The following is a 12,090-nucleotide window of genomic DNA, read 5'->3' as shown; positions in this document are numbered from 1 at the left end:
TGGTGCGGAGTGGGTGACGCGGGCCGGGGATGGCGTGCGCGCTGGTTTGTGAGAAGAGGGTGGCATGGCGCCAAGGGACGAACGGCCTTCCAATTCGGCGGGTGATGGCGAGACCGGGGCCAAGGCGGTCCAGGACGGGCATCCGCCGTCCGCGACGCCGCAGCCTTCCGCGGTGATCGAATCCGCCGGCATGGCCAAGGTGATGGTTCCCGGCGGCAACCTGCTGGTCGAGGCCGAGTACGTCCGCCAGGGCGAGGATCTGGTCCTGGTGGGGGCCGACGGCACCCGCGTGGTGATCAAGGGTTATTTCGGGTCGGAAAATCCGCCGCCGCTGATGAACGATTCCGGCGCGGTGATCGATGCCGCCCTGGCCGGCAAGCTGGCCGGACCGCTGGCGCCGGGCCAGTACGCCCAGGCGGGGGCCGGCGGTTCGGGCGCCACCGCCATCGGCAAGGTGGAGACCCTGGCCGGCGGCGTCACCGCCAAGCGGGCCGACGGCACCGTCGTCGACCTGCACAAGGGCGATAATATTTTCGAGGGCGACGTGCTGCAGACGCCGCAGGGCGGCGCGGTGGGCGTGGTCTTCGCCGACGGCACCACCATGTCCCTGGGCGAGAAGGGCCGCATGGTCCTTGACCATCTGGCCTACGACCCCGGCGCCAAGACCGGCGAGGCCCAGATGTCGGTGGTGTCGGGCTCCTTCGCCCTGGTGTCGGGCCAGATCGCCAAGGCGGCACCCGACGCGCTGATGCTGAAGACCCCGACCATGACGGTGGGCATCCGTGGCACCGGCCTGGCGGGCAACGGCAACACCGTGGCCATGATGGCGGAAAAGGGCGGCGTGACCGGCGAGGTCAGCATCACCTCGGCCTCCGGCCAGACCATGACCCTCAATTCGGCCGGCGCGGCGGCGGTGATGTCGGCCACCGGCGCCATGATCGCGCAGCAGATGTCGCCGCTGCAGGTCATGCAGGTGGCCGGCAACGCCGGCGCGGCGCTGCCCAATGCCGCCAACCTGCTGTCGGCGGCCTTCAACCAGGCGGCCCAGGCGGTGCAGCAGCAGATCCAGCAGCAGCAACAGCAGGTGCCGCCGCCGCCGCAGCCGCCCGCGCCGACTGGCCAGCAGGGGGCCGGCCAGCAAAGCCTGGCGCAGCAGATGCAGGCCTTCAACGAGGCCCAGATCGCCACCGCCCAGTTGCAGATCAAGGGCGCCCGCGATCTGGTCGAGGCGCTGAAGCCCCTGGTCATCGAGCGGGCCACCGCCGAGGCCATCCGCATTTTCCGCGACATCCTCGAGAACGTGGCGGCCCGCAACGCCAGGATCGTCGAACAGGTCCAAAACCTGATCGATCAGGCGGAACTGGCTCTGACGCCGGCATCGGGGGATTCCTACGCCGACCTGCTGGCCAACGCCGAGGTTCTGGCGGCGGCGGGCAACACCTATGACGCCACGGTGGCCTACGCCGCCGCCCAGACCATGGTGCTGTCGGCGCAGAGCCTCTATACCCAGGCGGTGGCCGCCTCCAGCGGGGTGCTCGACGCCCAGGGCATCGCCGTCACCTTCTTCACCGGCCTGCTGTCGCCCGCCCTGACGGCGCTGTCGAGCACCGACGCGGTGCTGGATGCGGCAACGGTGGACGCCGCCGGTTTCTGGTCGGACGGTTCGGCCATTTCCGACCGTGACGACGCCGAGGACGCGCTGGCCGCCGCCGTGGTCACCGCCGCCACCGCCAAGGACGCGTCGGAGGCCGCCACCGAGGCCGCCGACGCCAAGCTGCTGGACATCCAGGACCCGATGATCGCCGCCGCCGCCTCGCAGGCGGTGGAAATCGTCATGGCGGCGGCCCGCAACGAAACCCTGGTCAACTACCTCAACGCCGCCTCGGGCTATCTCGAGCTGAAGGGCGTCGCCCTGCCCACCGGCTGGACCTCGTCCCAGGCGGAATACGCCATCGACAGCTACGACACCGACGCCAACGCCGCCGGCCTCTCCGCCGACGACCTGGCGGCGGTGGTCGCCCTGAAGGCGGCCATCGCGGTGGCCGACGCCTTCGCCGCCGGCACCGATCCCGATCAGAACGGCGTGCCGGACGGCCTGCTGGCCCTGTGGCAGGAAGCCCTGGGCGAAGCCGAGGGGGCCTACGACCAGGCCCATGACGCCACGATCGCCGCCGAAGCCGCCCTGGGCAGCGCCCAGGCCGCCTATACCGGCGCCCTGGCCACCGCCGAGGCCGCCGCCGCCGCCTACAGCTCGGCGCAGGAGGCGGTGGGCGCCGCCACCTACACCGCCGGCTATGCCTCGGGTTTCGAGCAGGCCGCCGTCGCCGCCTGGCAGTACCAGCTCGATTCCGACATGGCTGAGTCGCAGATCGACATGGGCTTGGCGCTGACCGAGGCCAGCGCCTCGTCCGGCGACGCCCAGGCCGATGCCGAGGCCGCCCGTCTGGCCGCCCTGAGCGCCGACGCGACCAACGAGGGCCTGTCGCAGACGGCGCACGGCAATGCGACGAACGCCAAGCTGGCCGCCGCCGCCGAGGTGTCGGCGGCGCTGGCCGCCCAATCGACCGCAGCCAAGGAACTGGCCGAGGTGGTCGATCTGCTGAAGCAGTACGGCATTGACACGGCGGGTGGGACCGTCGGCCATGTGGATGGCGGCGTGCCGGCCAATCTGGCCGATGCGCTCGAGACCAGCCAGGACACCGTGACCGCCGCCCAGGATGCGGCCCTGGCCAAGTACCAGACCCTGACGGCCATCAAGGCGCAGATCGACCAGCAGGTCCAGCTGTCGGTGCAGTACGACGACGTGGCGGCGCAGTGGGTGGCCAAGGCGTCCGCGACCCTGCTGCAGGCCCAACTGGTGTCGGCCAGCACCCTGGCCGCCGCCCAGGCCAGCGCCCAGTCGGCCTATGACAACGCGGTCGACGCCGCCGATTCGGCCGCCGCCTCGGCCTCGACCGCCAGCCAGACCAGCGATGCGGTGGCCGGCATCCTGACCACCCTGCAATCCTCGACGGCGCCCGCCACGGTGACCGGCGCCGATCTGGCCAGCTACAACGCCCAGCTGGACTTGGTGCGGCAATACGCCGCCGCCGCCCTGGCCGATGCCGCCGGAGCGTCGCTGGACGCCCAGGACGCCGAGGCCGATGCCGCCGCCGCCGACCTCGCCCGCGCCGATACCGCCGACGATGCCGCCCTGGCCGACGCCAAGGCCCACGCCAATCAGGCCAACCAGGAGGCGGCCGAGGCCGCCACCCAGGCCAACGAGGCCGCTGCCAAGGCCGCCGACGCCGCCCGGCTGCTGGGTCTGGCCAAGCAGGCCCAGGCCACCATGGCGCAGATCGTTTCCGACGCCGCCGCGTCGTCGTCGCGGGCCGCCGACGTGGCCGCCGCCCTGGCCGCCAAGAACAGCGTCACCGCCGCCGCCGCCGCGCTCGGCAACGCCACCACCGGCCTCAAGACCCTGGTCCAGTCCATGGACGGCGCGGCCCAGACCAGCCTGGGCAGCAACGCCGATTCCGCTTCCGCCAACACCCTGTGGGGCAAGTGGCTGGCGGCCAAGAACGCCAGGGACACCGCCCAGGCGGCCCAGACCACCGATCCCCAGTCCTACAAGGCGGCGCTCAACGCCTTCAATTCCGCCCAGGCCGCCAGGGACCAGGCCATTGCCGCCGAGACGCTGCTGGCCTCGGCCTCGACCTCCATCGCCGCCCAGGTGGCGACCATCGCCAGCGCCCAGACCCGGGTGGATTCCGCCTATAGCGACGCCCTGACGGCGCAGGCGGCCAAGTCCTCGACGGCCAGCGCGCTGGGCCAGGCGCTGCAGGCGCAGCAGACGGCGCAGCAGGCCCTGAGCCAGGCCCAGGCCTACAAGACCACCGCCGACGCCGCCAGCCTCACCTTCACCGAACAGAGCGCCATCGTTTCGAACCAGCTGGCCCTGGCCCAGGCGGCGGCGGCCAAGGCCACCGCCTCGGTGACCGCCTACAACGCCGCCCTGGACGCGGTGGCGGCGGCCCAGACGGCGCTGACCGAGGCCGCCTCGGCGGCGACCAACGCTTCGGACACCAAGACGGCGGCCATCGCCAACAGCACCGCCACCGCGGCGGCCGAATACGCCAATACCGTCACCGATACGGGCGACGTCAAGGCGGCGCTGGAAACCGCCATGACCAAGCTCGGGGTGGCCCTGACCACCGCCAAGAGCGCCGTGGCCGGCACCCCGGCCGCGGTGGTCACCGCCCTGGAGGCCGTGCAGGTCGCCCAGGTGAACTACAAGGCGGCGCTCGACACCGTCAACACCACCCAGGCGGCGGGCGGCAGCGCCTATACCACGGCGCTCGATTCCGCCAAGAACTTGCTGGTCACCCTCAACGCCAAGGTGGCCGACGCCCAGACGGTGATGGCGGCGGCGTCCTCGTCGGCCGCCGTGGCGGCCGGCACCGCCACCAGCGTGGCGGGCAGCGAGCTGTACCGCGCCGAACAGGCGGTCTCCTCCGCCCTGTCCTCCTACAACGCCGCCCTGCAGTCGCGGGGCGACGCGGCGGCGGCCAACGCCTTCGCCCAGGACCAGAGCGCCGCCATCGCCTATTGGCAGTCGGCCTACACCAACGCCGTCAACGCCGCCGCCGGTTCGCTGGCCCAGGCGGCGGCCTCGGCCACCCAGGCGGCGGCCGCCGCCAACCGCGCCGATTCCTCGTATCGCGAGCTGGTCGCCTTCAACGACGGCCATACGCTGAAGGTGAGCGGCAATTACGTCACCCTGGACACCATCCAGTACTACCAGGACCAGGAAACCGCCGCCCAGACGGCCAACGCCAAGGCGACCACCGCCGCCACCGCCGCCTCCGCCGCCCGGAACACCGCGTCGGACGCCGTCGCCGCCGTTTCGTCGTTCGACAGCAGCAGCGCCGCCGCCGCCCAGGCCAAGGCCCTGGCCGCCCAGGCCGCCGCCTCCACCGCCGCCGCCCAGGCCAAGACCGCCGCCGCCCAGGCCAGCGTCGCCAATCAGGCGGCCAACGCCGCCACCGCCGCCGACAACGGCGCGCAGAACGCCTATTCCCAGGCCAACCAGGCCGCCATCGCCGCCCTGGCCGCCGAGGCCGCCAACGCGGTGCCGACGGCCAACGCCGACAGCTACACCCTGAATACCGCCTTCCGCCAGGCCAACCCCACCGGTCAGCTGGACGTGCTGGCCAACGACACCCGCAGCGATGCCGGGCATACGGCCCTCGACCTTCCGGTCATCGTCTCGGTGGGCGGCGCCGGCAACGGCACGGTCAGCATCGTCAACAACAAGCTGGTCTACACCGCCAACCAGGGCTACAGCGGCAGCGATTCCTTCACCTACACGGTGAAGAACACCGCCACCCTGTCCGACACTTCGGTGGTGACCTCCTACGCCTCGGCCAAGGTGACGGTGCTTGTGGTAGCCCCGGCCTCGCCGGTGGCCAACAACTTCACCCTGGCGGTGGGCGAGGATGCGACACTCAGCTATTCGGTGGCCAACGTCCTGGGCAACGGCCACACCAGCCATCCCGACGGCCTGACCCTGACCCTGTCTTCGGTGTCGCGCGGCCAGTCGGGCGGTGTGGCCCGCATCAACGGCGCCAATATCGAATACACCCCGCCGGCCTCGTACCAGAGCCTGGCCATGGGAGCCACCGCCACCGACAAGGTGACCTATACGGTGGTCGATGCCTATGGCGCGGTGGCCACCGCCTCCATCACGGTGACGGTGACCGGCGCCAACGACGTCCCCACGGTGACCAGCGCCACCTATACTGGCGTGGCCGGCAAGTCCCTGGCCTTCAGCGCCTCGGACTTCGTCGGCAAGTTCAGCGACGTGGACGTGGCCATGACCGCGTCCAACCCCAATTACAACGCGGGCGATCCCGGGCTGGGCAATACCCTGCACGCCATCAGGATCTCGGCCATCGCCACCCCGGGAGCGCTGAAGCTGGGCGGCGCCACCGTCAACGTCAACGACGTGATCCAGCTGTCGCAGCTGGGCAGCCTGACCTATGTGCCGGTGGGCAACACGGCGGTGACCGACACCTTCCAGTGGCAGGGTTATGACGGCATCGGCTACAGCGCCGCCGCCACCGCCACCATCAGCCTGGCGGTGCAGAAGCTGTTCCTGGTGGGCACCGCGGCGGCCAACACCCTGGCCGGCGGTTCCGAGGCCGACACCATCGTCGGCGGCGGCGGGGCCGACATCCTGACCGGCGGGGCCGGCAACGATACCTTCGTCTTCCAGTCCAAGACCGATTCCACCGTGGCGGCGCCCGACGTGATCGGCGACTACGCCTCGGGCGATGTGCTGTCCTTCCAGGGCATGGCGGGCATGAAGTACCTGGCGGCGCCGTGGGCCTACGCCACCTCGCCGGCCGCCACCGCGACCGCCATCGCCGCCTCGGCCCCGGCCAATTCCGTGGTCTACTTCACCGACGGCGCCGACGGCTACGTCTACGTCAACGGCCTCGGCACCGGCACCGATTTCAACGGCACCCTGATCAAGCTGACCGGCATCACCACCCAGCTGCCGCGCTCGGCGCTGGGCAATCTCGGGCTGGTGCTCGACACCACCGGCAATCCCGCCCTGGCGGGCGGCGCCAGTTTCGGCGCGGCGCCGCTGACCCTGGTGGGGACGGGCACCCTGTCGGGCGCCCTGGCCGACCTGCAGACCGCGTCCTCCATCAACGGCGGCGGCACCGCCAGGCTGGCGGTGACCTCGGGGATCGGCGCGGCCTCCAACCTCTCGGGCCTGGCCACCAACCTGGCGGCCAACGGCCTGCTCGCCACGGTGAGCACCACCGGCAACCTGGCCTTCACCGGCAATCTCGGCGGCGCCCAGGTCACCCTGACCGGGGCCGGGACGCTGAGCGGCACCTTCGCGGCGCTGCGCACGGCGGGCAGCATCAACGGCGGCGGCAGCGCCGCCGTGGCGCTGAGCGACCTGACGGCGTCCAGCGACCTGTCCTTCGTCTCCAATGCCGCCAGCCTCGCCGCCACCCTGCCCATCACGGCGGCCCAGACCTTCACCGGCAATTTCGCCGGGGCGGCGGTCACCCTGACCGGCGGCTTCACCCTGACCGGCACGGCGGCCAAGATCGCCGCCGCCGCCTCCATCGACGGCGCCGTGACGGTGACCGACACCGCCGCCAACATCGCGTCCACCACCCTGGCCACCCTGCAGGCCAAGGGCGTCGACGTGGTCACCATCACCAGCGGCACCGTCACCGTCACCGCCGCCCAGGCGGCGGCCCTCAGCGGCCTGACCGTCAACGGCACCCTGGCGGTGTCCGACACCGCCGCCAACATCGCCGCCGCCACCCTGGCCACCCTGCAGGCCAAGGGCGTCGACGCGGTGACCATCAGCGGCACCGGCACCCTGACGGTGACCGCCGCCCAGGCGGCGGCCATCAGCGGCATGACCGTCAGCAAGGGCAGCGGCCATTTCGCCGTGTCGGACAGCGTCACCAACATCCAGACCTCGGGCCTCGCCAATCTGGTGGGCAAGGGTATCGACAGCCTGGACGTCACCGGCAGCGGCACGGCCAGCCTGTCCGTCGCCCAGGCCCAGTCACTGCTCAACCTGACGGTGACCAAGGCGGGGACCGCCCATATCGCCCTTGCCGACAGCGCCGCCAATCTGGCCGCCGCCGACCTGACCAATCTGTCGGCCCACGGGGTCGACGCCCTGAGCATCACCGGCGCCGGCAAGGTGGTGCTGACCGCCGCCCAGGCGCGGGCCTTCCTCCTGACCGCCGGCGGCGGCCAGTTCGAAGTGGCCGATTCGGTGGCCAACCTCAACGCCGACGGCGGGCTGTCGTCCTTTGCCGGCGACCATGCCGTGGCGGTGGTGACGGTGACCGATTCCGGGGCGCTGAGCCTGAGCGCCGCCCAGGCGGGCGGCCTGGGCTTCGTGCTGAACCGTTCGGGCGGCGCCACCCTGCAGGTCACCGATACGGTGGCCAACGTCAATTCCACCGGCGTGGCGGCGATTCTCAACGCCGGCATCAACACCATCAATCTCACCGATACCGGCACGCTGACCATTGCCACCACCAGCAGCAGTCAGGTCCTGGCCTTCAAGGGGGAACTCAACGGCAGCACGGTGGCGATCACCGGCGCCGGCACGGTGTCGGTCCCCTACACCACCCTGGCGACCGCCGCCTCGGTCACCGGCAACACGACCGCCAAGCTGGCGGTCACCGGCCTGACCGCCAGCAGCGACCTGACGGCGGTTTCCATCAGCAATCTGGCGGCGGGCGGCCTGTCGGCCACCCTGGACACCAGCAGCGGCAACGTGGCCTTCACCGGCAATCTCGGCACCGCCTCCCTGGCCCTGACCGGCGGCGGCACCCTGACCCTGTCCGCCGCCCAGGCCACCGGCAAGACCATCACCGGCAGCGGCACCGTGGCGGTCAGCGACGCCACCATCGCCGCCAATACCGACCTGCGGCTGATCACCGCCCCCGTCTCGCTGGCGTCGGGTGTGACGGTGAATTCCGGGGCGACCCTGACCCTGTCCGCTGCCCAGGCCACCGGCAAGACCATCGCCGGCGCCGGCGCCGTGGCCGTCGGCAATACCTCGATCACCGGCACCGTCGATCTGCACAACATCGCGACGACGACCCTGACCCTCGATCCCAGCCTGGCGGTCCAGAGCGGGGCCAAGCTGATCCTGACCTCGGCCCAGGCGGCGGGCAAGACCATCTCGGGCGCCGGCGCGGTGGAGATCTTCAACGCCGCCCTCACCGGCACGGTGGACCTGCACACCATCTCGACCACCACCCTGACCCTGCAGGGCGGCACCACGATCGCCGGCGGCGGCCAGTTGATCCTCAGCGCCGCCCAGGCGGCGGGCAAGACCATCGGCGGCGCCGGCACCGTGACGGTGTCCGATACGGCCATCGCCGCCGACACCAATCTCAGCGGCATCTCGGCCGGCCTTGACCTGCAATCCGGGCTGTCGGTGGACAGCACCAGGACCCTGACCCTGTCCATGGTCCAGGCGGCGGGCAAGACCATCGGCGGCGCCGGCACGGTGGCGATTTCGGGCACCGTGTTCTCCGCCGATTCCGACCTGCACAACATCACCGCCGCCACCACTTTCCTGTCCAGCTTCTCGGTGGCCGGCAACGTCTCGGTCACCCTGTCGGCGGCCCAGGCCAAGGATATCGTCGGCACGGTGACCAAGGGGACGGGGGCCCATGTGCTGGTGGCCGACAGCGCCGCCAACCTGAATTCCACCGCCATCACCGCGGCGATCAGCCATGGCGCCGACACCATCGTCATCACCGATTCCGGTACCGTGTCGCTGACCGTGGCCCAGGCCCAGGCCCTCTCCCTGAACGCGGGCGGCGGAATCTTCCGGGTGGCGGACACCGCCGACAACATCGACGCCGCCGGCGTCATGGCGGGGCTCGAACTCAAGGGAGTGAGCGAATTCCAGCTGACCGGCGCCGGCACGCTGAGTCTCGACGGCTCCCTGCCGGGATCGGTCTCGGTGATCGGCAGCGCCGGCAGCGACACCTATGTGGCGCCGGCCACCGCCGCCGGCACCGTCACCATCGTCGATACCGCCGGCACCAACGTGCTGGACGGCTCGGCGGTGGGAGACGCCGGGCTGCGCGGCGCCCGCCAGGTCGGCGACAACCTGGTCATCGAACTGAGCGACGCCGGCGGCGGCGGCATGGTGGTGGTCAAGGACCAGTTCGCCGGCAACGGCTCGGGCATCGACCATATCGACACCGGTTCGGGCGACAATCCGATCACCCGCGTCGTCGGCTTCGTGGGCGCCACCACCGGCTCGCCGCTGGGCGCCACCCTGACCGGCACCTCGGCCGACGAACTGATCCTCGGCAATCTGGGCGAGGCGACGCTGATCGGCGGCGGCGGCGACGACGTGTTCTATGTCGGCGGCGCCGACCAGACGATCATCGGCGACGCCACCCGGGGCGGCAAGGTCAGCTTCACCTTCCATTCCGGCCCGGTAACCGCCTCGCTGGCCGGCGGGACGGCGACCATCACCGATGGCACCTCCACTTGGCACGACACCCTGACCGACATCAACGAGCTGGAAGGCTCGACCGCCGACGATACCCTGGAAGGCCGCGCCAGCGGCTGGTCGGCGCTGGAGGGCGGCGCCGGCGACGACAGCCTGACCGGCAACGCCACGGCCACGGTGTCGGCCAGCTACAAGCACGCGGGGGCGGGCGTTACCGTCAACCTGAGCGGCAGCGCCTGGGAGGGCGCGGCCTCCGGCACCGCCGTCGACGCCTATTACGTCGACGGCACCCTGACCGCCGGCACCGATACCCTGAACGATATCCGGGGGGTGCGCGGCTCGGCCTTCGCCGACCGCATCAAGGGCGGCGACGACACCAACGTCAGCTACGACCTGGCGGGCGGCGGCGGCGCCGACCTGCTGGAGGCCGGCGCGGCGGCGGCCAATTTCCGCGTCAGGCTCGGCGACAACGCTACGGTGGCCGGCGGCATCGGCACCGACAGCATCGCCTTCGAGGATTTCACCTCGGGCACCCTGAACAACGCCGCCGCCTTCGCCAATGTGGACGACGTGGAAATCCTGCGCCTGTCGAGCGGTTCGCTCAGCCAGGCGGTGGTGCTGAACGCCGACAGCACCGATGCGGGCATCACCCGCGTGGACGCCTATGGCAAGACCGGGGACGTCAGCGTCGACGCCTCGTCGCGCGCTCACGCGGTGACCGTCAACGGCGGTTCGGGCGCCGACACCTTCACCGGCGGTTCGGGCAACGACCGCTTCGACGGCGGCGCCGGCACCGACCGGGCGGTGTTCCAGGGCAGTCTGGCCGATTACCGGATCAGCACCACGGGCGGCACCGTGACGGTGGAAGACACCAACACCGTGGGCGGCAATGACGGCACCGATTCCCTTTACGGCGTCGAGACCCTGGTCTTCGCCGATGGCACGCTGAGCGTTTCGGCCACGTCCCCGACCACGCCCGTGGTGGGCGCCGGCAGCCAGGTGAATGTCTTCACCACCGGCGAACAATCCGACAGCAAGGTCACCGCTCTGGCCGATGGCGGCTATATCGTGGCCTGGCGCAGCCTGAACCAGGACGGCAACAATTTCGCGGCCGTGGCCCAGCGCTATAACGCTTCCGGCGCCAAGCTCGGGACCGAGTTCGTCGTCCACGACAACACCGCGGGTTCCCAGTGGAACCTTCAGTTCACCCAGATGGACAATGGCGGCCTGGTGGCGGTCTGGCACGACGAAACGGGCGATGGGACCGATTACGGCGTATTCGCGCGCGTCTATCCCCCGGATTATGAAGGCGGTTATTCCGGCCTCGGTTCGGTGAGCGGCCCGCTGCAGATCAACTCCGTCGCCACCGGGTTCGAGGCCTGGCCGGTGGTCACCGCCATCGCCGGCGGCGGCTTCTTCGTGGCCTGGGACAACGACCCCGCCAGTGCCGGCAACGGCGCGCGGCAGATCGCCGGGCGGTTCTACGACGCCTCGGGGGCACCGACCGGCGCCGAATTCCAGATCGGCACGGCCGGCATCGACCCGGTTTACGGTGCGGAGACCATGACCAATGCTCACATGGTCGTGGTCTGGTCGGGTAACGACGGGTCCGCCGAGGGCGTGTTCGGCCGGGTGGTTCATCCTGACGGCAGCATGGGCAGCCAATTCCAGTTGAACGCCCTGACCGACTACCCCCAGAGCGGCGCGGTCATCGCGCCCCTGGCCAATGGCGGCTTCGTCGCCACCTGGCACAGCGATCTTGCCGGTGACAACGCCTACAACATCTATGCCCGCGCCTTCGCCGCCGACGGCACGCCGGTGAATACCCCGGAAATCCTGGTCAACACCACCACCACGGGCTGGCAGGGCTATCCGGCGGTCACCGCCTTGCCCGATGGCGGCTACATGGTGGCCTGGGACGATCTCAGTGATGGGACCAACCATTACGTCCTGGCCCAGCATTTCAACGCCATCGGCCAGAAGGTCGGACCCGAATTCCAATTGACCAACGAGGCGGGCAGCGGCTTCAACAGGCCCAAGCTGGCCACCCTGGCCAATGGCGACGTGGTCCTCACCTA

General features: G+C 70.8%; 1 protein-coding gene (cut by a window edge). It reads left to right on the top strand.

Translation table 11 applies throughout. From position 1 onward, the window contains the following. Window positions 1-64 precede the first annotated feature (64 nt). A protein-coding gene (locus H261_RS04080; RefSeq protein ID WP_008614612.1) for a LamG-like jellyroll fold domain-containing protein crosses the window boundary here: on the top strand, window positions 65-12,090 show its 5' portion. 23,908 nt of this gene lie beyond the right edge of the window; the window shows 12,026 of its 35,934 coding nt (coding positions 1-12,026); its start codon is at window positions 65-67; its stop codon lies beyond the right edge, outside the window.

The sequence above is a fragment of the Paramagnetospirillum caucaseum genome, assembly GCF_000342045.1.
In the GTDB taxonomy this organism is placed as follows: domain Bacteria; phylum Pseudomonadota; class Alphaproteobacteria; order Rhodospirillales; family Magnetospirillaceae; genus Phaeospirillum; species Phaeospirillum caucaseum.
This window is presented reverse-complemented; position numbering and strand designations above follow the sequence as displayed.